General features: G+C 55.7%; 23 protein-coding genes and 2 pseudogenes. 15 read left to right on the top strand and 10 right to left on the bottom strand.

Going from position 1 to position 24,193, the window contains the following annotated elements:
* Positions 1-57 precede the first annotated feature (57 nt).
* The 3 genes from EMQ_RS11020 to EMQ_RS11010 all read right to left on the bottom strand — a co-directional run bounded on the left by EMQ_RS11020 (position 58) and on the right by EMQ_RS11010 (position 3,424).
* The gene (locus tag EMQ_RS11020) at positions 58-1,518 is read right to left on the bottom strand and encodes a mannitol dehydrogenase family protein (protein WP_018308001.1); all 1,461 of its coding nucleotides are present in this window, start codon (positions 1,516-1,518) and stop codon (positions 58-60) included.
* A gap of 122 nt (positions 1,519-1,640) precedes the next feature.
* Positions 1,641-1,889, bottom strand: coding sequence for a GNAT family N-acetyltransferase (locus EMQ_RS11015; RefSeq protein ID WP_010668833.1), 249 nt, complete (start codon positions 1,887-1,889; stop codon positions 1,641-1,643).
* A gap of 80 nt (positions 1,890-1,969) precedes the next feature.
* Positions 1,970-3,424, bottom strand: coding sequence for a sodium:solute symporter (locus EMQ_RS11010; protein ID WP_010668834.1), 1,455 nt, complete (start codon positions 3,422-3,424; stop codon positions 1,970-1,972).
* Between the two features lie 93 nt (positions 3,425-3,517).
* On the opposite strand from EMQ_RS11010, the gene EMQ_RS11005 reads away from it, so the two are divergent.
* The 7 genes and pseudogenes from EMQ_RS11005 to EMQ_RS17185 all read left to right on the top strand — a co-directional run.
* Entirely contained in the window at positions 3,518-3,856 is a 339-nt protein-coding gene (locus EMQ_RS11005; RefSeq protein WP_232092248.1) for a hypothetical protein, read from the top strand.
* 96 nt (positions 3,857-3,952) lie between these two features.
* Positions 3,953-5,284, top strand: coding sequence for a hypothetical protein (locus EMQ_RS11000; RefSeq protein WP_010666361.1), 1,332 nt, complete (start codon positions 3,953-3,955; stop codon positions 5,282-5,284).
* Positions 5,285-5,454: 170 nt separating this feature from the next.
* Positions 5,455-6,501 carry a glycosyltransferase family protein gene (locus EMQ_RS10995; RefSeq protein ID WP_010666360.1) on the top strand — a complete coding sequence of 349 codons (1,047 nt, stop codon included), beginning with the start codon at positions 5,455-5,457 and terminating at the stop codon, positions 6,499-6,501.
* Complete coding sequence (locus EMQ_RS10990; RefSeq protein WP_018308002.1) at positions 6,498-7,700, top strand: O-antigen ligase family protein; 1,203 nt, start codon at positions 6,498-6,500, stop codon at positions 7,698-7,700. Before EMQ_RS10995 ends, EMQ_RS10990 begins: the two co-directional genes overlap by 4 nt.
* A 283-nt stretch (positions 7,701-7,983) precedes the next feature.
* Positions 7,984-8,547: a NifU family protein gene (locus EMQ_RS10985; RefSeq protein ID WP_010666358.1), complete on the top strand. Its 564-nt coding sequence runs from the start codon at positions 7,984-7,986 to the stop codon at positions 8,545-8,547.
* Between the two features lie 49 nt (positions 8,548-8,596).
* Positions 8,597-8,796, top strand: a pseudogene (locus EMQ_RS17190) (IS5/IS1182 family transposase); the annotation flags it as partial.
* A gap of 50 nt (positions 8,797-8,846) precedes the next feature.
* Positions 8,847-9,323 (top strand): annotated as a pseudogene (locus EMQ_RS17185) (integrase core domain-containing protein); the annotation flags it as partial.
* A 162-nt stretch (positions 9,324-9,485) separates the two neighbouring features.
* Here EMQ_RS17185 and EMQ_RS10970 read toward each other — a convergent pair.
* The 6 genes from EMQ_RS10970 to EMQ_RS10945 form a co-directional block, all read right to left on the bottom strand.
* Positions 9,486-10,997 (bottom strand): complex I subunit 4 family protein, encoded by a 1,512-nt coding sequence (locus EMQ_RS10970; protein ID WP_010667907.1) that lies wholly within the window; start codon positions 10,995-10,997, stop codon positions 9,486-9,488.
* A 343-nt stretch (positions 10,998-11,340) separates the two neighbouring features.
* Positions 11,341-11,967: an MlaC/ttg2D family ABC transporter substrate-binding protein gene (locus EMQ_RS10965; protein ID WP_010667906.1), complete on the bottom strand. Its 627-nt coding sequence runs from the start codon at positions 11,965-11,967 to the stop codon at positions 11,341-11,343.
* A 45-nt stretch (positions 11,968-12,012) separates the two neighbouring features.
* Entirely contained in the window at positions 12,013-12,750 is a 738-nt protein-coding gene (locus EMQ_RS10960) for an MlaA family lipoprotein (RefSeq protein ID WP_231368047.1), read from the bottom strand.
* A 611-nt stretch (positions 12,751-13,361) separates the two neighbouring features.
* The gene (locus tag EMQ_RS10955) at positions 13,362-14,147 is read right to left on the bottom strand and encodes a DUF2076 domain-containing protein (protein WP_010667904.1); all 786 of its coding nucleotides are present in this window, start codon (positions 14,145-14,147) and stop codon (positions 13,362-13,364) included.
* Between the two features lie 116 nt (positions 14,148-14,263).
* Positions 14,264-14,764 (bottom strand): kinase inhibitor, encoded by a 501-nt coding sequence (locus EMQ_RS10950; protein WP_010667903.1) that lies wholly within the window; start codon positions 14,762-14,764, stop codon positions 14,264-14,266.
* Between the two features lie 33 nt (positions 14,765-14,797).
* A complete protein-coding gene (locus EMQ_RS10945) occupies positions 14,798-15,016 on the bottom strand; it encodes a hypothetical protein (RefSeq protein WP_010667902.1) in 219 nt (72 codons plus the stop codon).
* 495 nt (positions 15,017-15,511) lie between these two features.
* On the opposite strand from EMQ_RS10945, the gene EMQ_RS10940 reads away from it, so the two are divergent.
* Together EMQ_RS10940 and EMQ_RS10935 are read left to right on the top strand one after the other, a co-directional pair.
* Positions 15,512-15,718, top strand: a complete 207-nt coding sequence (locus tag EMQ_RS10940) for a cold-shock protein (RefSeq protein ID WP_010667901.1) — start codon at positions 15,512-15,514, stop codon at positions 15,716-15,718.
* A gap of 239 nt (positions 15,719-15,957) precedes the next feature.
* Positions 15,958-16,590, top strand: coding sequence for a glutathione S-transferase (locus tag EMQ_RS10935; protein WP_010668203.1), 633 nt, complete (start codon positions 15,958-15,960; stop codon positions 16,588-16,590).
* An 11-nt stretch (positions 16,591-16,601) separates the two neighbouring features.
* Here the strand turns inward: EMQ_RS10935 and EMQ_RS10930 are convergent, their stop codons facing one another.
* Positions 16,602-17,348: an ABC transporter substrate-binding protein gene (locus EMQ_RS10930; RefSeq protein ID WP_010668204.1), complete on the bottom strand. Its 747-nt coding sequence runs from the start codon at positions 17,346-17,348 to the stop codon at positions 16,602-16,604.
* A 204-nt stretch (positions 17,349-17,552) separates the two neighbouring features.
* Here EMQ_RS10930 and EMQ_RS10925 point away from each other — a divergent pair, with 204 nt between their 5' ends.
* From EMQ_RS10925 to EMQ_RS10895, 6 genes are all read left to right on the top strand, one after another.
* A complete protein-coding gene (locus EMQ_RS10925) occupies positions 17,553-18,740 on the top strand; it encodes an SMP-30/gluconolactonase/LRE family protein (RefSeq protein ID WP_010668205.1) in 1,188 nt (395 codons plus the stop codon).
* A 295-nt stretch (positions 18,741-19,035) separates the two neighbouring features.
* Positions 19,036-20,469 (top strand): cytochrome ubiquinol oxidase subunit I, encoded by a 1,434-nt coding sequence (locus EMQ_RS10920; RefSeq protein ID WP_018308007.1) that lies wholly within the window; start codon positions 19,036-19,038, stop codon positions 20,467-20,469.
* Between the two features lies 1 nt (position 20,470).
* Positions 20,471-21,490, top strand: coding sequence for a cytochrome d ubiquinol oxidase subunit II (gene cydB / locus EMQ_RS10915; RefSeq protein WP_010666485.1), 1,020 nt, complete (start codon positions 20,471-20,473; stop codon positions 21,488-21,490).
* Between the two features lie 526 nt (positions 21,491-22,016).
* Positions 22,017-22,742, top strand: a complete 726-nt coding sequence (locus tag EMQ_RS10905; RefSeq protein ID WP_010666483.1) for a glycosyltransferase family 25 protein — start codon at positions 22,017-22,019, stop codon at positions 22,740-22,742.
* 44 nt (positions 22,743-22,786) lie between these two features.
* Positions 22,787-23,599, top strand: coding sequence for a sulfotransferase family 2 domain-containing protein (locus EMQ_RS10900; RefSeq protein ID WP_010666482.1), 813 nt, complete (start codon positions 22,787-22,789; stop codon positions 23,597-23,599).
* An 81-nt stretch (positions 23,600-23,680) separates the two neighbouring features.
* Entirely contained in the window at positions 23,681-24,031 is a 351-nt protein-coding gene (locus tag EMQ_RS10895; protein WP_018308008.1) for an ArsC family reductase, read from the top strand.
* Positions 24,032-24,193 lie beyond the last annotated feature (162 nt).

The following is a 24,193-nucleotide window of genomic DNA, read 5'->3' as shown; positions in this document are numbered from 1 at the left end:
ACACATCGGGATCAAAGGGGCGCGCCGCTTGTGGGGTAGGGGGCAAAGCCCCCGCCATCACCGTGCAGGCAACGCCGCCTTCACCCCTTTTTCCCGAATGATCTTGCGGATTTCGACCACTTTCTGATCAAGAGCTGCGGTATCCAGATCCCGCCATGCATCGAAAGCGGGCAGTTCCAACGCCGTGGTGAAGTCGTCAGACTTTGCGAGCTTCCACTGGGCGTCCTTGAACGTCGGTTCGTTGGGTGTGTAGTGGTCGCCTTTCTCGTTCACGCCACGCAGCATTTCGAGATAGGCCGCCATGCCGAACGCAATGCGGGCAATGTCACGCTTGCCTTCAAGCGCCTTTCTAACAGTGTCTGTCCAGAAGACCTGAATCTTCGAGCAGCCATCCCCCGCAATCCGAAGCGTCTGATCGCCCATCGCCGCATTGGAAAAGCGGTGCAACACACTGTCACGATACTCTTCAAGGCTCAGACCTTCCGGCGCCTTGAGCGTGGGAATGACATCCTCGTTCAGGAAAGCCTCGACATTGCCGCGTAGATCAGCATCTCCTACGGCCTGCGCGACATACTCATAGCCCACGAGAATACCGGGGAAGCACAGCATAATGTGCGAGGCGTTGAGCATGCGGATTTTCACCTGCTCGTAAGGCGTCACGTCCTCGACAAACTGCACGCCAGCCTTTTCCAGTGGTGGCCGTCCGTTCGCAAACCGGTCTTCCATAACCCACTGATGAAAATCTTCGGCCATAACGGGAAGATCATCATCCAGACCGCTTTCCGTGTTCAGCTTGTCATGGATATCAGGCGTGACCGTGGGGGTGATGCGGTCCACCATGCTGTTGGGGAACGTGGCGTTGTCCTCGATCCACTTGGCAAGATCGGCATCGCGTGCGTGGGCATAGCCAAGAAACGCCTTACGGGCGACATTGCCGTTGTGACGCAGATTGTCGCAGGACATGACGGTGAAGGCGGGAAGACCGGCTTCCCGACGGCGACGCAGACCTTCCACGACATAGCCGAACACAGTGGAAGGCTTTTCTGGCGTCTTCAGGTCGGCCTGCACATCGGCGTCTGAAAGATCGAATTCACCGGTTTTTTCATCAATGTTGTAACCGCCTTCGGTGATCGTCATCGAGACGATCCGAATGGCGGGATCGGCAAGATGTTTCAGCACGGCTTCCGGGTCTGCCGGAGCCAGAAGATAATCGCGCAGACAGCCGATGACCCGCACGGACCGTTCGCCGGATGGTGCGGTTTCCGTCAGGGAGTAAAGACAATCCTGCTTGATGAATTCATCGGCTTTCTTCTTTGAACGCTCGCTGTGCGTCAGACCGACGCCGATGATGCCCCATTCCGGCGCGTGCTCAAGGATCTGATCGACATAGAAAGCCTCATGGGCACGAAAGAAGTTTCCGACACCGAAATGCAGGATGCCGTTCTTTATACGGTCGCGATTATAGGAAGGTCCCTTAACCGCCTTGGGAAGATCGTTCAGAATCTTTTCTGTAATCATATCAGTTTCCTTTTCATCGCTATTGAAATGCTTTTCTCCCCTTGATTCTTACAGGAAAAGCAGAAGGATTTCAAAAAGGACATAAGGACCGATCGATGCCTAACAACAAAGAAGCAATTCTTTTAAGGATATTTCTGAAGCCATGTGGTTGCAAATGAGCAGTGTGACACAACATTCAGCCCTGCTTCTCGGGCCATATCACGCGCATGCCGCACCAGCGCCGAGCCGACACCGCGACCACCGACTTCATCGGGCACATCGGTATGCCGGATGATCAGGTTTTTCCCCTCCAGCGCGTAGTCGAGCCATGCCTTGTGACCGTCAATCTCGACCTCAAGACGATGAGCATTCTGGTTGTCATGAATCTGCATGCGTCCCTCCTGTCCTGCCTCTTTTGCCCTGACATTCTAAACACCTGACACCCATCCGGGTTCAGGTCGGTCAGTCGGGATTATCCCTTTCGTCCGAGAGGCACGCCGACCAGCAGAGTGATCCCCACACCAAACGGCACCAGCCACGGAAAGGCGATGGCATGCCCTCCCGGATGCACAAAGCCGATGAGCAGCGCCATCACAAGGATCGTGACGAGAAAGGCGATCATCGCGCCGTTTTCCGTCACCCGACGGAACAGAAGCCCGAGCAGAAATGCTCCGAGAAGCGCGCCGTAGGAATAGCCCGCGATCTGGAAACCGAACAGCAGCACCGACTGGGCCGAGGCGGAAAACGCGCAGGCCGTGGCGATAAGCGCCAGCGCCCAGAAACCGGTGACGCTCCATGTCACGGCGCGGTTGGTGGGACGTGCCGTTCCGATCAGATCGGCGAAGGTCGAGCCGGTCATGGCGTTCAGCGCCGAAGACAGGGATCCCATCGTGGCGCTGATGATCGCCGCGACCAGCAGACCGGACAGACCGGCGGGCAGGTCATTGACGATGAAGCGGGGGAAGAGTTCGTCCGGAGAGGTGAACCCCAGCGCCGCGAGCGGCAGCCCACCGTTGCGTGCCCACAGGAATATGCCAACCAGAGACAGCAGGGCGAACAGGATCGTCACTACAAAGGCGCTGCCGATCATGGCCCGTTGCGCGTCACGCAGCGAACGGGCGGCGAGTGCGCGCTGCACCATCAGCTGGTCCGTTCCGTGTGAGGCCATGGCAAGGACCGCCCCGCCAACAAGCGCGGTCAGCGGTGCATACGGGCTTGTCAAAACAGGCGCATGAAACGCGAAAGGCAGGAGATGACCGGAGCCGGGGAGAAGAGCCGTCTGCTCCGGCGTGAGATGCTGCCAGAGCAGGAAGGCGCAGAGTGCCGCCCCGAAACTGTAGAGCAGAAACTGCGCCGCATCGGACCATACGACAGCCCGTAGCCCTCCGATCGCAGTATAAAGCGCGGTCAGCCCGGTCAGGCCGAGCAGAACCGAGAGTGGCGACAACGACATGCCACGAGCGGCAAGCAGGGCGCAGATGGGCAGTGTGGAGGCAAACAGCCGCACTGCCTCCGCCAGCAGGCGCGTAACAAGAAACGTGACGGCAGCGAGTCGCTGCATCCGTCGCCCAAAACGCAGGGCCAGATACTGGTAAGCGCTGGCAAGGTCGCCGCGCATGTAGAGCGGCAGCAGAGTGCGGGCGACGACGATGCGGCCCAGCAGATAGCCCCCGCCCAGCCCCACAAACACCATTCCCTGCGTGTAGGCGATGCCGGGCACGCTGATGACCGTCAGCGTCGAGGTTTCGGTGGCGACGATGGACAGACAGATGGCCCATGCGGGCAGGCTTCGGTGCGCGTCCAGCAGATCTTCCGGCGAGCGGGCTTTCTTCCGCCCCCACGGCAGGGCTCCGGACAGGGCGAGCGATCCGGCGGTGAGAGCGACAAGCCAGAGGATGATGACGACCGGGTCGAGCAGGCTGGTCATGGGAAGACTGAAGTAGGCTGAAAGGGCACGGCTGTCTCTGAATGGCTGTCAGGGCACTGTGAAGCGGGATCGAAACGAAAGCAAACTGATTGCATGGAGAGGATTGATGGGCTAGCGGCTGAAAGGATGAAGCGCGCCCTCCTGTCCGTCCCTGTCCCCGGCATGCCGCAACGCCCCCGACAACGGGGCGGGAAAGTCGGGGTATTGCTGTGTCTGCTGGTTATTTACGCTGCGGGTCTGTTCTACATGACGCGCCCCGGAAAGATCATGGTGCCGCCGGTCGAGAAGCATATTTCCATCAGGATTCTGCCCTGGCGCATGGTGATTCCGAACGTGCCGCTCCCCCCGCCGGTTCTTGAACAGCCGCCCGTGGTGCAGATCCCTCCCCCACATCTGCCGAAAACGAGAAATATCCACAGGAACAGACACTGATCCGGTTTTTTCTTAAAGTTATATTTTTTATATTTTTATCTATATTATAATTTTATCTATACTGGAGGAATGGGGCTACTGTTTCCAGGTGCGTGAATGACCGACCAGATTATTTTCGACAGTGATGATATTGTTGTTCATTTTCACAAGGGAAACCCGGATTTCCTTGTCATTACGTTTATCGGCATCGGTCACGAGGAAAGCGCCTACACTCTTTACTTCGGCAAGCCTGTTTTCCAGAAATACGATGTTTCATGCATCGGCATTACGACAAAACAGCGCAACTGGTATTATTCTCCCAACATGCTCAAGGCGCTGGAGGTCATCTGGCGCTACTCCGCAGGATACAGGAAAACGATCGCGATCGGTCTGTCTGCCGGAGCTTATGCCGCCATAAAATACTCCATGGTGCTCAGGACCGACGTCACGATAGCTCTTGCGCCGCAGCTCTCCATTGATGACAGGGAGGCGAATGTCATCCCGGAATGGGCTGCGCTGTGTACGCCCGCCATGCGTGGCATGGGGATCAAGAAAGAAGATATCAGCGGCGATATCTTTATCCTCTATGACCGACATCACAGGGATGACCGGCATGCGGCTGAAACCATTCTCGGCTATACGCTGGGTCGTTCAGATGTTGTGGTCGGTCTCATCAATGTCCCGAGTGCCGGTCATATTGTCTATGAGAGCCTCAAGGGCAGCAAAAACCTGATGGCGCTGGTCGAGACGGTCAGATCCAGCCTCCCGCCACGGGAGCGTCAGGCAGCGCTGGCGCGGCAGACGCGCGCTTTCCGCCGTCAGAACGCCGTCAATGTGTACAACCGTATTCGGGCGGGCTTTGAAAGACACCCACTTCTGACCTGGCAGCTCCTTGCCAGCAGGCGTTTTTCGGAAGTGAAAAAAGTCGGCGATATTCTCAACGATGAAACGGTCTTTTACAGACTGGCCGCCATTCTGAATAATCGGGGATACACCCATCAGGCGCGGACCCTACTCAGGGCGATGATCTGTTATCACGCGACTGTGGATTTTCTTCTGTACGCCCTGAAAGATGATCCGTTTATTGAAGGCCGCTCCGTCTTTCTGGATCACCGCGGCCGGACGCTTGGATACTCACTCAAACGCCGGCAGTTCACCAGTTCGAACATCGTCTGGATGGAAGGCGATGCGGTGCCTGTCAGTTCCACTGAATATGATGGTGCCGTCTATCCGACGGTTTCCTATTTTGGAAAAAGCTTTTTTCTTTCAAAACAGGAAGGGTGGATTTCTCTGGGAACAATGCCGGGGAACCTGTCGGTGATGAAACAGGGCAAACGCGGCTGTATTCGCGCCGAAGACGGAACCTTTCTTTCGATCGTGGAGGACTTCGTATCCGGATGGGTTCAGGAATGTCTGAGTTATGAGACATTTTCCTGGGTCATGCTTTAGCCGGAGCATTCTGCACGGGCAGGGCTGTTGCCCTGTCATGACATTCATGGTTGCAAACCATCCCAAGGCAAAAGATCTGCCCGGCTGTATGGCGTCTGCCAAAAGCCTGCCATAATCTGTACGTTATTACGGGTCGAAAGATCCCGACAGACAAGGCAGTATTTCAAGGCATGCGCAAGTCTTCGCTTACCATTGTCCATGTCGGTCCATTTATGACCGGCCTGCGGGTGGGGCCGAAACATTCCGTCCAGATCAAACTGTCCAACGGCCTCATCAGACAGGGTCATCTTGTGCTCAATTTTGCCGACCGGGATGTCGCAAGAGCCGCGTCACTCTTCGGCAGTCGCAAGTTCGGACGACGTGCGGTCAACAAGGCGCTCTTAGCCTTCTGCCGTCAGCATCGCCCCGATATCCTGCTGATGGGTCATGCCGACATGATCGACGCCGAAACGGTCGCTGCTGTGCGCGATATCGTGCCGGGTGTACGGATTGCACAGTGGAACGTGGACCCACTGTTTGAGCCGGACAATGTGCGACGCATCCGTGGCAAGCTCGGAGTGGTCGATAAAACCTTCATTTCAACAGCGGGCGAACCGCTCGAACGGATGCGTGACGGTGGTCATGCCATGAGCTTTCTCCCCAATCCGGTCGATTTTTCCGTTGAAAGCGGACGTGCGGATCTGGTTCGCTCCCTGCCCCATGACCTGTTTTATGCCTGCGGCCATCCGTCCCGTCCCCTCCGTGAGATCTGCGGTCGGGAGTGGAATATGGATGATTTTATTGGATTGATCGGCGCACGCCTGCCGTCTCTCCGCATGGCGCTGGGTGGAATTGAGGGACGACCCCATTTTTCAGGCGCACGATATCAGCAGGTTCTGGAAACCAGCGCCATAGGACTGAATATTTCCAGACGCGCTGATTATTACCTCTATACGTCTGACCGTATCGCGCATCTGGCGGGAAACGGGTGTGTCGTGGCGATTGAACGGGCGACAGGTTACACGGATTACTTCTCAGACGAGGAAATGCTGTTCTTTTCCGATCTTGACGAACTGATTGAAAAACTTGCCCGTCTTTCCGCCGAACCTGAATTGCGCATGCGGGCAGGCACAGCCGGTCGCGCCCGCTATGCCGAGCGTTTCAATGAGCAGGCAGTCGCCCAGTTCATGATCGATGTGATCATGGATGAGTGCGCGCCGGAAGCGATGCCCTGGTGAAGACCGTGCTCGCTTCTCCCCGTCTTCTGGCACAGCTGTGGCGCACGGACCGTCGGACGCTCCTGCATGAGCTGATGCTTTTCTTTATTGGCTCGGGCTTCATTCTGCCCAACGAGCCCGTCTGGTCGGATGTTTTCTACATCGGGATCATTCCGCTTTTCATTTACGCAGTCTGTAAAAAAGACTTTGATCTTCACCTGAAATCCTGTCCGGCTCCGCTTCTTGCTGCAGGCGGCGTCATGGTCGCTTTCTGTTTCAGCATAGTGCTGAATGTGGCCACTCCCTCACAGATAGGTCCGGCCGCTTTCTGGATGTGGAATATCATCTGCACATCCATTTTCGTCTTTATCCTGACGGACGCCTTCACAAAACAGGCTGATTACCGGGAGCGTCTCATCACACTGATGATCGGGGCGGGCATGATCAATATCGCAATCGCCCTGCCCCTGCGCCTCGGGTTTCAGCCTCTTCCCTGGGAAGGCGACATTCTGAGAATGCAGGGATGGGGACTGACACGGCATCCGATTCTGGGTGCTGTCATCATGGGCGGTGTCCTGCTGATGGCCCTGTCCCGCGCTTTTTCCCGGCATCACTGGCGTGACTGGGCGGCAACGCTGGCCGCACTGGTTTTTGTCCTTCTGACGGGCAGCCGGGGGCCGTTGATCGGCATTCTTCTGGCTGTGCCGGTTCTGGCCGGCATGAAATACCCAAAAACCATCCTGACCGCCCTGCCCGTCCTTGCGGTCATCACAGCGATCGGGTTGCGTGCGGATGTCGGCGTTTTCCATCTTGTGCAGGAGCAGATCGGTCGCGGAGACTCCCATCGTTTCATGCTGTGGTCTCTTGCGTGGAATGATATTTGCCAGATGCCCGTAGTCGGACACGGTCCTGCCGCGAAATTCAACACGCCGGGTGAGCCGTTTCCCCACAATCTGATTCTTTCCACCTGGCTGTATGCCGGCACTGTCGGGGGTTTCGCTCTTCTGTTCTATCTGGGCACCGTATGTAGGAGCCTGTTTTCATCTTTTGACAAGGCTTCCCGCCCGTTGAGCATCGCCATCCTGATTCACACACTGGTCAGTTCGATGACGGATTTCGCGCAGGTTGTGAAAGGACCAGCACCCATGTGGTACATGTTCTGGCTGGCCACGATCTTCGCCGCACAGATCGCCCCGCGGTCGAAAGCATCGGCGGGATGAATGTCTTTATGTCCTTCTGTTCAGACGGTTCTGACAGGGGCCTATATGATTATAACGGCTGAACTGCTCTTGAGGGCTGATGTCGCTCAGAACCTTGACTTAGGAGGAGGCGTTCTCGCTTTCCGTACAACAGGGAGCTGATATTACCGGGGAGGGCTTGCGTTTCCGGAGCGGCTGGCTCATCTCCTGAAAGAGATACAGGACTCAAGAAGTCCTCTTTTATGGCCGGGACGCTTTGACTGGCAGAATCAGCGCCGGTGATGCGCCTGAAGGAGAGTTTGTCATGTTTATCGAAACCGAGGGTACACCCAACCCCAACACGCTGAAATTCCTTCCCGGCCGTGACGTGACCGGCGAGGCCGGCACCATTGACTTCATCGATGCGGACGCAGTCGCGGGGCGGTCTTTGTTGGCTGAAGCTCTCTTTGAATTGCCGGGCGTCTCGCGGGTATTCATGGGATCGGACTTTGTCTCCGTGACCAAGGCGGACTCCGAAGATTGGGCCGAGCTCAAGCCGCTGGTGCTTTCCGCTCTGGTGGACCACTTTGTCTCCGGTCGTCCGACTGTCGAGGTCGGTGCTGCCTCAGTTGAAGATCCCGTCATGCCGGGCGATGAAGAAATCGTCCAGCAGATCAAGGAGCTTCTTGAGACCCGCGTACGTCCGGCCGTTGCCAGTGATGGCGGCGACATTGTTTTCCGCGGATACCGGGAAGGCATTGTCCGTCTGAGCATGCAGGGCGCCTGCTCAGGCTGTCCGTCTTCAGGTGCAACGCTCAAGCACGGCGTCGAGAACATGCTCCGGCATTACGTTCCGGAAATCGTTTCCGTGGAACAGGTTGTCGACTGAAATATTCCAACAGGATTAGATTCAGGACCCGTTAATTTATTGAACCGTCGCGACACATCTCAAAGCACACCGGACAGCAGCCTCCCTGCTTGAAAAAGAGCTTTTCCTCGCCATATCGGACGCACAAAGGGCGGCCTGAATTCAAAACTCCATGCCGTATGTAATGGCGAGGGACGCCCTGACCGGCTTCATCTGGCAGCCGGTCAGGTCAGTGGCTTCAGAGGGGCCGATGTTATGCTGGCTGACCTTTCCGGTGAGACAGGGGATACGACAGCAACCGGATCAGGCGTTATCCCGCAGGATCTTTCCATATTGATATTGCCGAAGTCCAGACAGCCGAAGGAAAGCTTTACCTTTTCGTTGTCATAAACCGGACAGGCAAATTTACGGTGACGCAGCTCACGGACAACGTCAACAGAAGGACGGCCTGAGAGTTCTTATGCGTGTCGTGCCCTGCCGGATACAGACCGCCTGACCGACAAAGGCATCCCGTTCGCCCAACAGCCCCGTAAGCGGGGAGGCATGGCCACGCTCCATGCGTTTCAACATGACCTGCAAGGCCTGCGGGATCAAGCATCACCTGACAAAACCCAATCCCCCGGACCAATGGCCTGATCGAGCAGATGAACCGCACGATCAGGGAAGCAACTGCCAAACGCTTCCATTACGTACAGTCATGACCCGTTGGGGACGCACCTCAATGATTTTCATGGCCGCCTATAATTTCGGGCAAAGGCTCAAAGCCCCTCAGGGGCCTCACACCCTATGAATACGTCTGCAGGCCATGTCGTCAGAACTAGATACACCCACAAAAAAGAACCCCTCACAGCTTCCGGGACGAAACAATCCAGAAGCCGCAAGGGGTCATGATAGGCAGAAGTCTGTTTTCCCCGGAGACGTTCAGCGTCTCAATCAAAAACGGACGATGTGTCGTTGCTTTACCGGGCGGCAACCAGCTGGTGTGCCGTGTGCGCCAGAGCTTCCTGATTGGGAGCGCCGAGAGCATGCACGATCACGGGGTCAAACAGGCTGGTGAAGGAAGCCGGGTGAACACCCATCCACAGAGTGACCACTGCCAGCGGCACGAGCACCATCATCTCGGCGGGCGTCAGGTCACGCAGCAGACTGACGGTGCCCTTCACGGACCCGAAGATCACATCCCGGTAGAGCGCCAGCATATAGACCGCACCCATGATCATCGTCGTGCCAGCCAGAAGCGCCAGCCAGAAGGAGACATGGATCGCACCCATCAGGACCAGCAGTTCACCCACGAAGGAGCCCGTTCCCGGCAGGCCAACATTGGCCATCGTGAACAGCATGGCCAGTGAAGCCAGAGCAGGCATGCGGAACGCCACACCACCAAGAGCGGAAATGTCGCGGGTTTCGGCACGCCATGCGATGGCGGCGACACAGAAAAATAGCGCTGCAATGACCACGCCATGCGACAGCATCTGGTAAATCGCGCCATCCACACCCTCGGCGTTGAGGGTGAACAGACCGACCGCAATCATTCCCATATGGGAGAAGGAGGAATAGGCGATGACCTTCTTCATGTCCTTCTGGGCGAAGGCGATGAAGGCGGCATAGATGATGGCGATCACGCCGAGCGGCAGGATCCATGGTGCGAACTGATGCACCGCATCAGGAAACATCAGCACGCCAAAGCGCAGCAGACCGTAGGCACCCGTTTTGGAGAGAACGCCGGAAAGCAGCGCCGTCGTCGGTGTGGGAGCTTCCGTGTAGGCATCCGGCAGCCACGCATGCAGCGGGAACAGCGGCAGCTTCACACCGAAGGCGATGACGAAGGCCATCAGCAGCCAGCACTGCACGGAGAGCGAGAAGTGCCCCTGCATCAGCGCCGGGATATCCGTCGTGCCCGCCATGTTCCACATTGCCACAAGTGCTACGAGCATGAACAGTGAACCGCCGAACGTGAACAGGAAGAACTGAAGCGACGCCCAAATGCGCTTCGGTCCGCCCCATACACCAATCATCAGGCTGGCCGGGATCAGGGTCGCCTCATAGAACATGTAGAACACGACCAGATCGAGCGCCGAGAACAGGCCCATCAGCGCTGTTTCAAGGAACATGACGGCGGCCATGAAGTCACAGGCCCGTCCCTGCACGCTGCGCCACCCGGCTCCGATCGAGAGCGGCGTGAGAAAGGCCGTCAGCAGAACGAAGACCAGACTGACGCCATCGACACCTGTGTGGTACGAAATGCCGAAATTCGGCATCCATGCCAGTTGGGTCTCATACTGTGCGCCGGGAATCTGTGGATCGAAACCGGTCCACATGACAACCGACAGCGCGAGCACGGCGAGGCTCGTCCACAATGCGATCCAGCGACCAGTCCGATCCGCCGTTTCCGGCGCGCCCTTGGCGAGCAGAATGGCCAGACCGCCCAGAAGCGGGAGATAGGTGACAAGGGTAAGAAGGATCGGGTGCACGGCGTACTCACAGGGTTCGGTACGATAATTCTGCGGGAACCTTAGCGCCCCGAACTTCCTGCGACCAGTCATGAGTCGAGTAGGACGTCTCTATAGACGCCTGTTCTTCTTGCTGCCTGATCCTTTGCTGCTGCGTCAGTGTTGGATGGGGTCAATCAGCCGATATCTGGATGTGGCATCCGGAGTCACGGGCACAATTCCGCCGATTCAGCCCATTTTACAGATGTCGCTCCATGTTCCGAAAACAACGCCGGCCCGGAAAGAGACTGAAGAATCAGACATAGAAAAACGGCATCCCTGAACAGGATGCCGTCTCATTGCGTCACCGCATTGTGAAAGCGGATCAGTCGGCCTTGGGCGCTTTATGACGCTCGACCTGAATCTTCAGCGCATTTAGGATGGCGGAAACCTGACCGCCATGCTGCTGGATGAAGGAAGCATAATCCTGACGCTGCGTCAGGCGAAGGCTTGCGGCTTCGATAAGAAGATCGATAATCTTGGGTGAGCCGCTGCTGTTGCTGACGACCCACTCAAGATTGGCATCCGCCTGATGCGGACGGTGCAGGACTGTGTTAACGGACTGATCCTCACCCTTGGGTACAGTGCCTCCCATCGTGAAGCTGACGCCGCGATAGTCACCCAGGTTGTCGATAATCTTGTTGAGCATGATCTGCCGGAACAGATTCAGATACTCGGTCTGCTGCTCCGGGGTCGCCGTACGCCAGTACCGTCCAAGGCAGAAGCGGCCGATCGCATCGACATCCACGTCGCTCTGCAGAATGGGAAGAACCTTTTCCTTCTTCTGCGGTCCCGACAGGTCACTGTTCACGATAGTAACCAGACGGTCGCCGAGGCTGTGAACAAAAGCTGTGGCCGATTGCTCAGCCGAAGCCGGGCGCGCAACACCTGATGCCAGACCGGCTGCGACAAGCGTTCCGAGCAGGAAGCGACGGGTAAAACTGATCTGCATGGTAACTCTGCCCCTGGTCTTCTTCTGGATTTTTCTCAAGGCGGATCAATTGTACCAGTCGGGAACAGTCGCCCGATGGTCGTTCTTGATAGCCTCCGCCATGGCCTTGCGTTGCTGCTGATACGCGCTCCTGATGGTCGCATACGGATCAAGCGCATCCCGCTGCACCTGATCCAGATCATCAAGATGATTGGCCCGGGTATTGATGACACCCATGATATTATAGGCCCAGTTGAACGTCAGCAGGCCATAGCCGCGCGGAACATAGTTCCACGGAGACAGTCCCTGATCCAGCCCGTAGCCGATACCGTCTCGGAATGTGGAAGGACCCATCATGGGCAGGAAGAGATACGGTCCGGACGCAATCCCCCATGTGGCGAGGGTCAGGCCGCCATCATTGTCGTGGTGCGGATAGCCGGCATATTTCGCCACATCGATGAAGCCTCCGACACCGGCGACCATGTTGATGCACCAGCGGACAAAGGCATCGCCCGCACGGCGCGGCTTGCCTGCGCCGACGTCGTTGAAGAACACAACCGGCTCGTTCATGGTCTGGACCATGTTACCGAGCGACTTGCGCACAGGAATCGGCACGGCCCAGACATAGGCCTTGGCGACAGGCCGCATGGAATATTTATCCAATGTCACAGAAAGATTGTACATCTTCCGGTTGAGCGGCTCATACTTGTCGTTGGCTTCCTGATATTCAGCCAGCGCATCAGGGTCGGTCGGCTTGGGCGCCACCCAGGAGGAACAGCCAGCCAGAGCCAGCGTCCCAAGCATCAGGGTCCCGTTACGGAAAGCGCGAATGCGGGTTTTCACCGAACGGCCCGAAACACCGGAAAAAGATTCCAGATGCAGGTCTTCCTTCACTGAGCCCATGCCCGTCAGTCTCTCCGTTACCCCGTCATCCCTCTCCGGGACCGCAAGGCCAGCCAGCAGGACGAACATATTATGCTTCTCTGAGCGTCTTTCTATTGTCCTGTCTAACACGTCGCTGTCCGGATGCAATCAGTTGCCATTGTATGAATGACCCGCATCAACACGCTTCCATGCTTCGATCCGGCTGGTCTTCTCGGTTGTGAACGTGAAACGTCGCGGGAGGTTGAGGCTCTGCTGTCTTTCTCGGGTCCTTTTCGCCGCCTGTTGCGATGAAGTCACAGATGCGCAGCTGATGAACGACAGGTTGGGAGGATTGATGGATTCACAAACTGGAAAGGGCCTGTGGAGTTTGCCGATACTCTTTTCAGGGCATTGCTCCGAACCCGGCAAAGGGAGTCAAGCCCTGCTTCTCCAATGAAAAACCCGATCCTCATCACAGAGAACCGGGTCGTAGAAAACACATTTCAGTAATGTTTGTGTAGGCGACAGATCCGAAGAATCGGCAGGATCAATCAGAACGACTGATCATCTCCGCCACCCCAGTCGCCGCCGCCATCGCCACCCCAACCATCATTGCTGCCGCTATCGCCTCCAGCGTCGAAGCCCTGATCAGCCGTGGTGCCTGCGCCAGCAAACGGATCCGGTGCGCCGGCCGCACCGGATCCTGATGAATCACCGTAGTAGTTATTGACGACTGTCTGATCGGGAGCGCCCCAGCCACCGGCGGCGGCCCCGGCATCGTGATGGCCGCTGAACAGGCCTTCCAGCGCGTTCGCCGCCATCATGCCGCCAGCAACACCGGCGGCGGTTGTCAGGGCTGAACCCAGAAAGCCCGATCCACCCTGCCGGAACATACCCGGCTGGAATCCGGGCGGCATGGGCTGCATCTGAGGCTGTGGCTGCTGGGCATAACCCGGCTGACCACCCCAACCCGGAGGAGGAGCCTGCTGCGGACGCTGCTGACCGCCACCGAACAGTCCGCCAAGGAACCCGCCCGAGCTGCCTTTCGACTGCTGGGCCTGTTGCAGGGCCTGCTGCGCCTGCTGAAGCTGGAACTGCAGCTCGCGGATACGGTTCTGGGCCTCGACGAGCGCTGCTTCCTGCACCACCGCCATCTGGGTGATGCGATAACGGGCTTCCGGATATTTCTGGAAGTTCTGGGCGATGAAGGCATCCGCTTCAGGATCAATCGGCGGCAGGGATGGGTTGGTGGATGGCACACTCCCGGCACTGGCCTGCGGCGCTCCGCCGACACGCGCAATGAAGTTAGATATCAGATCGCGTTCCTGGCTATTCATCTGCTTGATCCCTCATGGTCACTCGACCGGACTACCTTGTGTTTAAGGTGGGAACAGGGCGCAAGAACAGCAACCCCGCTCCAAAGACTTCATCTCACCTTATCATAATCACGGAATTATGGGCTTTTTGCGCCAGAACCGTAAAGAACGGTCAGTTGGGCCGACGCCAGACGGTGATGATGCGCCATGAAACCGGCAAGAGCCGGACTGGAATCCGCAGTCACTTCAAGCTTTGGAACATCCAGCGCGGTCACGGTGAACACATAGCGATGCACATGCCCGGGAGGCGGCGCCGCGCCGCCATAGCCAGGAACGCCAAAGTCGGTCCGCACCTCAAGCGCGCCCTGCGGCAGCCCGCCCTTGCCCGAACCCGCACCTTCCGGCAGCGACGTCACATCGGCCGGAATGTTGGCGACCACCCAATGCCACCAGCCTGAACCGGTGGGAGCATCAGGATCATAGAGCGTGACAACAAAGCTCTTTGTTCCTGCAGGTGCCCCTTCCCATTGCAGCGGAGGAGACAGATTTTTCCCCGTCTGTCCCATGCCGGAATAGACCTGCGCCTGAGGCATTACGGCACCATTGCTGAAAGCCGGGCTTGTCAATGTGAACGCCATGGGAGGGGCTCCTTCTCGTATGGTCTCTTTCAGTTACCAGTTGAGGCTGATCAGCCAGAACTCTTCCGATGTCAGTGTCACGCCATCATTCTTTGGTGACTCTGAGGCCGCGTGAGCAAGGGCTGCAATACGCTCGACCATGATTGTTTTACGCTGATGCGCTTCCGAGGACTCATTGGCGGCCTTGAGCACGTCGAGGGACGTCTTGGCAGCCTTGGCGACACGGGCGGCATCAAGCAGCGCGTAGGACATGGATAATTCTCCTGCAAACAATTCGGATCAAATGATCTGCGGAAGAAAATGGGCTTTCAAAGCTTTCTGTTCAAGGGCGATGGGGTTCCAGACGGCAATAGCGCCATGAAGTTCTGCATTGCTTTTTTCGCAGAGACAGGCCTCGCAGACTTGGCGTGGCGTTGTCAGAAAGTGCCTGCTTCAGATCATTTTGGCGGAGGATGTCTTCCTCCTGTTTTTACTCGTTAGTATATGCTGCACTCTAGTGAAAAATATTACCTAAAAAATAAAAGCCTCATTTCGAAGGATAAACACACTCTGTAACATTTATTATTTTATCAGACTGATAAAATGTGATTATTTTTCTTGCTTTCCACTCGCCTTTATGTGAATAACATCCTCGGTGGATGCTCTATATGAGGGTCGCTGATGCACGTTGTGTCAGTTTGTCCCGTTGGAAGTTACGATTGTGCACGTGTTCTGTGCGCGACCACCATGTTAAAAAGGAGCCTCGTTATGACAACAGGCACCGTAAAGTGGTTTAATTCTACAAAAGGTTTTGGATTCATTCAGCCGGAGGATGGCTCCCCGGATGTGTTCGTCCACATTACAGCCCTTGAGCGCGCCGGCATGGCTTCGCTTAATGAAGGGCAGCAGATTTCATACGAGATCGAAGCTGGCCGTAATGGCAAGAAGTCCGCAGTCAATCTCAAGGCTGCGTGATTTAAAGATTGGCAGCAATGCCGTCTGGAAAAGCCGTCCGTCAGGGCGGCTTTTTTTGTGTCTGCTCTCTGGGATATACTCCTGATCTACCTCACCAAAAACGTATGATGGATTTACAAGATCTCTGTTGGGGTCAATTTGCGGGAAATTCAGGTGCGATCTGAAACGTTTTTCCTGTATTTCGCTTGAAGAAAGCCTCTAGTCGCGAAACCTCATTCAGACCTGATCCACGTGTAAAAATGACATTTCCTGTTCTCTACACTTTTCGACGCTGTCCCTACGCAATGCGGGCGCGTCTTGCCCTTCTGTCCAGTGGGACTGACTGTGAATGTCGGGAAATCAAACTGGCGGCGAAACCGGAGGCCATGCTGACTGCATCGCCCAAAGGCACTGTTCCGGTCCTCGTTTTATCTAAGGACCACGTCATTGATCAAAGCCTGGACATCATGAAATGGGCGCTTTCCCAATCCGATCCTGAAAACTGGCTGGCAAAACCCCGTTACGATCTGATCGAACGGAATGACACATCTTTCAAGCATCATCTCGATCTTTACAAATATGCAACCCGTCACAATAGCGATCCGCATTATCACCGTCAGGAAGCGTTGCAGAGCCTTCTTGATCTGGAGCAGATGCTGGAAACCGCGCATTTCCTGAGCGGAGCATATTTTGGCCTTACGGATGCAGCCATTGCGCCCTTTGTCCGTCAGTTTGCTGCAACGGATTCAATCTGGTTCGAAGCGCAAAACATTCCCCGTCTGCAAGCATGGCTCAGAGAATTTACGTCTTCGGGTCGTTTTGAGCAGGTTATGCATCGTTTCAGTCCATGGCAGCCGACTGACGAACCTGTTTTTCTCAGGGCGGATACGTAAGACCTCGTCAATCAGAAAGTCGGCCACCCTCCGGCGGGCGGTGCCACACTGGCCGTATTCTGTCCGTGCTTATCAAGTAACTTTCTAACCAGCCCACTCCCTTTCACGTCCTCAACAAAATCCTGCAACCAGGCTCTCGCGATTTCGCGCCCTTTCGGCACACCCATCCCTTGTTCGATCGCCGTGAAACGTCCGGGAAGCACTCGATAGCCGGGATTTTCCTCAGCATAAGCCGTCAAAGGCTGGCGCACCCCTGCGGCGGCATCCAGTTTCTGTTCCACGAAAAGAGCAATGGCGTCGGGCGAAGTCGAGGCCCGTTCTAGAGAAGCCTGTTCCAGATGGCGTGTCAGAAACAGGTCATAAGCCGCTCCTTTTCCAACAGCGATGCGAACTCCGGTGCGGTCCAGATCCTCCACGGTCTGATAAGGCGCATCGTCACGGACAAGATAGGTTCCCTCAATCACGACATAAGGCGCGGTAAAAAGGATTTCAGTGGCCCGGACCGGGTCTACCGCCAGAAACATCATATCCAGTTCGCCGGATGAAACAGCCTGCGTCACCTTGCCTGCTGCATCAAATGGCCTGAGTTCAATGCCTACGCCCAGCCGTCGACCCACCTCCTGCGCCAGATCGACCGAGACTCCAGCCAGCTCTCCTGTTGTCGCATCGCGACATGCCAGAACGGGATTACCCAGATTGATCGCCGTCCTGATGACACCCTGCGGCGCCAGTTCACGAAGAATCTCATCCGTTTTCATGCGATCCCATCTCTGATTTACCACGCCCCGATATGGCGTATTTGATCCATTATGAGAGGCTGGGACTGTAAAGGCTGAAAACGCAAGATGTATTGATCTGTAAATTCTCGATGTTTTAAACCATACTCCACCGAGACCAGAGAACCGGGCCTCTCGCGTCAGTCCGGATCATCGAACAGAGAAGCCAATCGGGAGACTGTATTCATGCCGACACTGACCGGACGACGGACATTTCTTGCTACTGGTCTCAGCATGGTGGCCGCATCAACCGTGAAAGCGGCGTCCGCACCACCCGAGCCGCCGTCAACCGTGTCATCGCCTCCCCGTTCATGGAGTGGACGGGCTCCAACGGCTTTCCTTCCAGACCCGGATGTCATCAGTCTTGATCCCTCCTTCAAGGATCTGCTGTTTCCCAACACGCCCATACAGCGTGTTCTGACAGGCGGCGGCTGGCTCGAAGGACCGACCTGGCTTGGAGAAGCCCGTATCCTGCTGCTCAGCGATACGATCCGCAGTCAGCAATATCGTCTGATTCCACCTGCTGAATCAGGTGAAGGGTCTCTGTCCGTGTTTCGGCAGGAAAGCTACCACAGCAATGGGAATACCCTCGACACACAGGGTCGCATCATCACCTGCGAACATGACATGCGGCGCGTCATCCGTTGGGAACATGATGGAAGTTGCAGTGTCATCGCGGACTCGTTCAACGGAAAACCGCTCAATTCCCCCAACGACGTGATCGTCAATCCACTCGACAACAGCATATGGTTTACTGATCCGGCCTATGGCGACACTCTGATCGAAGGACATCCGGACTCTCCCGGCAATGGAGCCAATCCGACTGGCAAGTTACGCTGGACTCTTGGGACCGAAGTCCCCGTTCAGTTCGCTGGTCATGCACGGCAGGCCGTTCATATTTTCCGGGTCGATGGCCAGAACGGCCAGATCAAAGCCGTTCTTTCCCCGGAAGATGTCCCCTCCCCGAATGGTCTGTGCTTTTCACCGGACCAGAAGATTTTCTACGCCACCGGTACGGTTTCAGGTTCTTCCCAAAGCGGCACTCAACGCGTGATCTATGCGTTCGATATGGTGGACGGCCTTCCCCGGAATCGCCGCGTCTTCTGCTCTTTCATGCTTGAAAATCACAATATGATTCCAGACGGTATCCGGGCAGACGTCTTCGGGAATCTATGGTGCGGGGCCTCCGGTCCCTTCGGATTGGCGGGTGTGCTCTGTTACAACCCTGCCGGAAAACTGATCGGGTGGATCCGCCTGCCGTTCGGATGCTCCAACCTCACCTTTGGTGGTCCAAAACGGAACGAACTTTATATGTGCTGCGGCTCTCAGATGTTCCGCCTGCTGCTTGAAACACAGGGAGCCGGACTTTCCTGACGGGGGCCTGCCTGAATCAAAAGAGATTTCTGGGTATTTCCTTTTTTCAAAATGGAAATACCTATGAAGCTTTTTGAAAAAAGCTTCACCAAAAACTTTCTGCCCTGCAGATAAAGGCGCTGCCGAAGCTACCCAAGCTCATGAAGATCAGTCGACCAAAAAGATTCTTTGCTGATATGGATTATTATTTGCAGAAACTAATCTGATATAAATAAAAATTCCAATGCAACTTGTCCGAACGGTCAGACGTTATAAAGCGAATTACCTTCATGCGACAATTCTAAGGAGCGCCCGAATGGTCTCCGCGGCATCAGCACTGCTTCTGGCCCGCTTTCAGTTCGCCTTTACCGTAGGCGTTCATATCGTTTTCCCGGCTTTTTCAATCGGACTTGCTGCCTATCTAGCTGTGCTGGAAGGGCTCTGGCTCAAGACAGACAAGCAGGTCTATCTTGATCTCTACCGTTACTGGATCAAGATCTTTTCCGTGGTGTTCGGAATGGGCGTCGTCTCCGGACTGGTGATGTCCTACGAATTCGGCACCAACTGGTCCGTCTTTTCCCAGAAGGCCGGACCGATTACGGGAGTTCTGCTGTCCTATGAAGTGATGACGGCGTTCTTTCTAGAAGCTGGCTTTCTGGGCGTCATGCTTTTCGGGATGAACAAGGTCGGACGCGGACTGCATTTCGCCGCCACCTGCTGCGTCTCGGTCGGAACCCTGATCTCCATGACCTGGATTCTGGCCTCCAATTCATGGATGCAGACTCCCGCTGGTTACAGCATTGACCCCGCAACCGGACGCTTCATGCCGGAAAGCTGGCTGGCGATCATCTTTAATCCCTCTTTCCCCTATCGCCTTGTGCATATGGGCATGGCGGCCTTCCTGTCTGTCGCGTTCATCATCGGTGGCACAGCCGCATGGCACATGATGCGGGACAAGCGGAAAGGGCAGCCCATCAGCCAGCCCGTGAAAGTCATGTTCTCCATGGCCATGTGGATGGCGACCATCGTGGCTCCGCTCCAGATTCTTGCCGGGGATGCACACGGTCTGAACACGCTGAAACATCAACCGGTGAAAATTGCCGCACTCGAAGGCGACTGGGAAACGGAAAGTCGTGCTCCGGAAATCCTGTTCGGCATCCCAAACATGAAAACCGAGCACACCGATTACGCCATCAAGCTGCCCTTCGCAGGTTCCCTGATCCTGACGCACAGTCTTGACGGCAAAGTGCCGGGCATGAAGGACTTTCCAGCAGATCAACGGCCTCCGTCGCCGATCATCTTCTTTACCTTCCGTATCATGATCGCGCTCGGAATGCTGATGGCGGCGACGGGCTTCCTGTCTCTCTATATGCGCTGGCGTGGCAGGCTGTTTACAAGCCCGCTTCTGCACAGAATGGCACTGGTCATGGCGCCTTCAGGTTTTCTCGCCCTGCTCTGCGGTTGGGTCACGACCGAAGTCGGACGTCAGCCATGGACCGTGTATGGCCTGCTCAGAACGGCTGACAGCGTTTCCCCCATCATGCTGCCCAGCATGGCCATCTCCATGACGGCATTTGTCGTGGTTTACGTCATCGTCTTTGGCACCGGGATCGGCATTCTTCTGCGCATGCTGAGCCGTCAGCCGGAAGAAGGCGAGCATGATCTGAGCGAACAGGGCACGGCTTCGGTTCTCGGCACACGGTCTCATCCAGAAACCGTTCTTTCCTCTCCAGACCACGGAGCGCGATAAAATGAGTGGTGCAGCTTACTGGCTACCGGTCATCTGGACGGTGATCCTGGCCGCCGCAATCCTTATCTATGTCATTCTGGATGGCTTCGACCTCGGGATCGGCATGTTGTTCGCCGTCGAGCGAGATCGGGGCCGACGGGATGTCATGGTCAATACTGTCGCCCCCGTATGGGACGGCAACGAAACCTGGATGATTCTCGGGGGCGCTACGCTTTATGGCGTCTTCCCCGGAGCTTACTCCACACTGCTGCCGGCATTGTATCTTCCAATTCTTCTGATGGTTCTGGCGCTGATCTTTCGCGGAGTCGCTTTCGAATTCCGTATCATGACACGCGATAGCGGGCGTTCTGCTCTCTGGGATCTGGCCTTCTTTGGAGGATCTGCTATCGCTGCTTTCTGTCAGGGCGCCATTCTGGGCGGTATCATTCAGGGCGTGTCCGTAACAAAAGGCGCTTTCAACGGCGGTCCGCTCGACTGGCTGACGCCTTTCAGCATTCTTTGCGGATTGTCCGTGATGTGCGGTTACGCCCTGCTTGGCGCTTGCTGGCTGGTCTGGCGCACCACAGGTGTGCTGGAAGCAAGCTGTCGCTTCTGGGCGCGGCGTCTGGCTATCGGTCTGTTCCTCGGCATCATCGCCGTCAGTCTCTGGACGCCCATGCTCCATGAGCCGTATCTCGTGCGGTGGACAGACTGGCCGAACATCGTGTTTGTCGCGCCCGTGCCTCTGTTGGTCATGCTGCTGGGGTTCCTGTTTGTCCGCGGATTGCAGAGGGAACACCCAGTTACGCCATTTCTCTGCGCGCTGGGCTGGTTCTTTCTCTGCTTCACCGGTCTGGGGATTTCCATTTTCCCCTATATGGTGCCGCCGTCCCTGACCCTGTGGGATGTGTCCTCGCCGCCTTCGAGTCAGGCGTTCCAGCTGGTTGGCACAGCTATTCTGCTGCCCATCATCCTGACCTATACAATCTATTCCTATCGTGTTTTCCGCGGAAAGGTCACAGAAGCCGATGCGTATCACTGACGCCATCGTTTCCGGTCGGGGGGAGAAAGCCCCCCGCAGTCCGCTGCGCCGGTTCGGGTGGTTCGTCGCCATATGGGCCATGAGCACCGTCGGATTTATCGCAGCCGCTTCTGTCTTGAAGTTTTTTGTGCCGCATTAAGTTAGGGTGAAATGCACTTTGACTGAGTAGGTCAGCGGCATTTCTGTGCATAAATCATACACAGGTGAGGGAGCGGAAGTGAGATGCTGTGTTCGTTCATGAGGCTGCTCTCCTCTCTGAATACGACGAGACATGCAGGATCAGAAGCGGGCCGGATCTCATTTTTTCCAGAGGTAAACACGGCTCGCAGCGACAGATCGCTCGGCGTCATCCGCACCAGAGATCACATAAAGCCGCTGTGTAAATCTTTTAGAGTTGAGGGCGGCAGCAGAAAAACATCAATCTATAATATTTTGAAACGAAATGTAATGTTCGCCTGATCCTTAGAATTACCTTTAATATTCAGGGCCAAGATCAAATCCGAAAAAAAATTCGGGTGCCGTGCATATGAAACTGATGGTGATCAATCGCGACTGTGACGTAGAACGTTATGACAGCTTCTGTCAGATGAACGGTTCTATTGCAGACATCGGGCGTTTCAGTGCGATCGACGGTCAGACACTCGACATGCAGGAATTACAGTCGGCGGGCCTTATTGCACCCGACCTCTGCTACAGTCGTGGCGCTGTTGGCTCGGCGCTTTCCCACATTCTGCTGTGGAATGCTGTCGTGGAAAATGAGCAGGCAGTCTCCATTTTTGAAGACGACGCCATTCTGAGTAGCAACTTTCAGGAAGAATCCAAAAGAATCATAGAATCCCTTGAAAATGAGTGGGATATCATCCTCTGGGGCTATAATTACGACGTCAATCTTGTCTTTGATCTGCTGCCGGGCGTCACCTATTGCGTCGCAAACTTCAACCAGACGCTGATGCGTCTTGGCGTGGAGCGTTATCGCAGTCGGCCTGTCAACGCGTCTCCCTTCAAACTGTTCAAGGCGCTGGGTATCTGTGGGTATGCCATATCCCCCAAAGGAGCGCGGCGTCTTCTCGATCTCTGCCTGCCGCTTCAGAATGCAGAATACTGGCATCGCAGGACCAACGAGACGCTGCGCAACACATCGCTCGATCATGTGATGTGCCATCACTATGAGAAGATAGATGCTTTCTGCTGCTTTCCCTCTCTCTGCATCTCCAGAAACGAGCATGCGAAATCGACAATCATCAACTCGTGACAGGCTGGAACCGTAATGTGCCGACCGGGCTGTAGGAATGTACGATGATCCTGCTCGAAAATGACAGAACGCTGATTCTCCACACGCCAAAATGTGGTGGAAAAGCACTCCGGAAAGCATTTTCATCACTCGCCGCCACAGGACCATGGTGGGACTGGACATGGCTCCGCACGACGGGAGAATGGGTCGATCAGGCCCATATACCGCTCCATATCCTGTGTCAGACAGAAGAGTGGGATCAGATCCGCTCCTGCACGGTTATCGCTGTTGTTCGTGATCCATGGAGCCGTTTCGTGAGCTCTTTGAAAGAGCATATGAAGCAGCACAGGAAGCAGGATGCGCTTCAGGTTCTGGAAGAACTCGATGAAGTGCGGATTTCATATGATCCCCGCTATGTTCATTTCATTCCGCAATTTCGTTTCACACACCTTGGCAACAAGAGATATGCCGATTTTATCGTACGCACTGAATCCCTGCCTGAGGACCTGAGGGCCGTCGGAATGATCTGCGGCATGAGTGACGATTTTTTCAAGGCAGTCGATACTCTGCCACCCATGCCTGTATCGATGACAGAGAGCCTTTCAGCAGACATTGAGCAGAAGATGAAGGCGCTTCTCATGAGGTTTTATCGGCGGGACTACGCTCTCTTCGGTTATACCCCGCCGTCAGACGAGGAAGCCGTTCCAATAGGTTTTGATGCCCTGCTCATGGACCCCTTGTGTGGAGGAGAATGGAATGGTTATACGGCCGCAGCTCCTGCCTATGAACGGTTTGTTCGTCACAGCACAAAAGATTTTCTGATTTCTCATCTTACGGCGGAAGTGCAGGCGTTGCGGCAGCGTCTTCGCGCCTCCTGATGCAAGGTCACATTGATCCTGCCAATAATTTACAAATTCTTTTTAGACCTTAAATTTCAAGCTCCATTTCAAGGATTCTGAATGATGACCGTTGCGATTTATGGAATCAGATCATGTGACACCATGAAAAAAGCGATGGCGTGGCTGGATGCACACGACATTGCTTACACGTTTCATGACTACAAGAAGGAAGGCGTGGATCGCGCCCGTCTGCTCGACTGGGTCAAAAAAGTGGGATGGGAAGAACTGATCAATCGCTCCGGCACGACATTCCGGAAGCTGCCTGATGCAGACAAGGCAGACCTGACTGAAGAAAAAGCCATTCAGCTCATGATCGACAATCCCTCGATGATCCGCCGTCCAGTTCTGGAAGCCTCAACACTGGTCATCGGTTTCAAGCCTGAAAAATATGCTGATTTTTTCAGGATCTGAATGATTTCCCTACCTTGCAGGCTGTTTCAAGCAGTCATGCATGCACGTCAGGGAACGATCCCTGTTTTGCAAAGTTAGAAAAAATATGTGCGTCCGTCGTCATGGCGGACGCAAGGCGGTTTCCCGTTTCCTGACGGGCTGGTTCCGGTCTTCGACACCATG

Origin of the sequence: Acetobacter aceti NBRC 14818, from assembly GCF_000193495.2 — a bacterium.
Lineage (GTDB): Bacteria > Pseudomonadota > Alphaproteobacteria > Acetobacterales > Acetobacteraceae > Acetobacter > Acetobacter aceti.
Note: the sequence above shows the minus strand (reverse complement) of the source record. Positions and strands in the feature narration are given on the sequence as shown.

Bases quoted from the DNA above. Each gene is read 5' to 3' on its own strand.
- EMQ_RS11015 (WP_010668833.1), bottom strand. From the start codon at position 1,889: ATGCAGATTCATGACAACCAGAATGCTCATCGTCTTGAGGTCGAGATT.
- EMQ_RS10950 (WP_010667903.1), bottom strand. From the start codon at position 14,764: ATGGCGTTCACATTGACAAGCCCGGCTTTCAGCAATGGTGCCGTAATG.
- EMQ_RS11020 (WP_018308001.1), bottom strand. From the start codon at position 1,518: ATGATTACAGAAAAGATTCTGAACGATCTTCCCAAGGCGGTTAAGGGA.
- EMQ_RS10935 (WP_010668203.1), top strand. From the start codon at position 15,958: ATGACATTTCCTGTTCTCTACACTTTTCGACGCTGTCCCTACGCAATG.
- EMQ_RS10995 (WP_010666360.1), top strand. From the start codon at position 5,455: ATGCGCAAGTCTTCGCTTACCATTGTCCATGTCGGTCCATTTATGACC.
- EMQ_RS10940 (WP_010667901.1), top strand. From the start codon at position 15,512: ATGACAACAGGCACCGTAAAGTGGTTTAATTCTACAAAAGGTTTTGGA.
- EMQ_RS10965 (WP_010667906.1), bottom strand. From the start codon at position 11,967: ATGCAGATCAGTTTTACCCGTCGCTTCCTGCTCGGAACGCTTGTCGCA.
- EMQ_RS10905 (WP_010666483.1), top strand. From the start codon at position 22,017: ATGAAACTGATGGTGATCAATCGCGACTGTGACGTAGAACGTTATGAC.
- EMQ_RS11005 (WP_232092248.1), top strand. From the start codon at position 3,518: ATGGAGAGGATTGATGGGCTAGCGGCTGAAAGGATGAAGCGCGCCCTC.
- EMQ_RS10925 (WP_010668205.1), top strand. From the start codon at position 17,553: ATGCCGACACTGACCGGACGACGGACATTTCTTGCTACTGGTCTCAGC.
- EMQ_RS10985 (WP_010666358.1), top strand. From the start codon at position 7,984: ATGTTTATCGAAACCGAGGGTACACCCAACCCCAACACGCTGAAATTC.
- EMQ_RS11000 (WP_010666361.1), top strand. From the start codon at position 3,953: ATGACCGACCAGATTATTTTCGACAGTGATGATATTGTTGTTCATTTT.
- EMQ_RS10900 (WP_010666482.1), top strand. From the start codon at position 22,787: ATGATCCTGCTCGAAAATGACAGAACGCTGATTCTCCACACGCCAAAA.
- EMQ_RS10955 (WP_010667904.1), bottom strand. From the start codon at position 14,147: ATGAATAGCCAGGAACGCGATCTGATATCTAACTTCATTGCGCGTGTC.
- EMQ_RS10945 (WP_010667902.1), bottom strand. From the start codon at position 15,016: ATGTCCTACGCGCTGCTTGATGCCGCCCGTGTCGCCAAGGCTGCCAAG.
- EMQ_RS10930 (WP_010668204.1), bottom strand. From the start codon at position 17,348: ATGAAAACGGATGAGATTCTTCGTGAACTGGCGCCGCAGGGTGTCATC.
- EMQ_RS10920 (WP_018308007.1), top strand. From the start codon at position 19,036: ATGGTCTCCGCGGCATCAGCACTGCTTCTGGCCCGCTTTCAGTTCGCC.
- EMQ_RS10960 (WP_231368047.1), bottom strand. From the start codon at position 12,750: ATGCTTGGGACGCTGGCTCTGGCTGGCTGTTCCTCCTGGGTGGCGCCC.
- EMQ_RS11010 (WP_010668834.1), bottom strand. From the start codon at position 3,424: ATGACCAGCCTGCTCGACCCGGTCGTCATCATCCTCTGGCTTGTCGCT.
- cydB (WP_010666485.1), top strand. From the start codon at position 20,471: ATGAGTGGTGCAGCTTACTGGCTACCGGTCATCTGGACGGTGATCCTG.
- EMQ_RS10895 (WP_018308008.1), top strand. From the start codon at position 23,681: ATGATGACCGTTGCGATTTATGGAATCAGATCATGTGACACCATGAAA.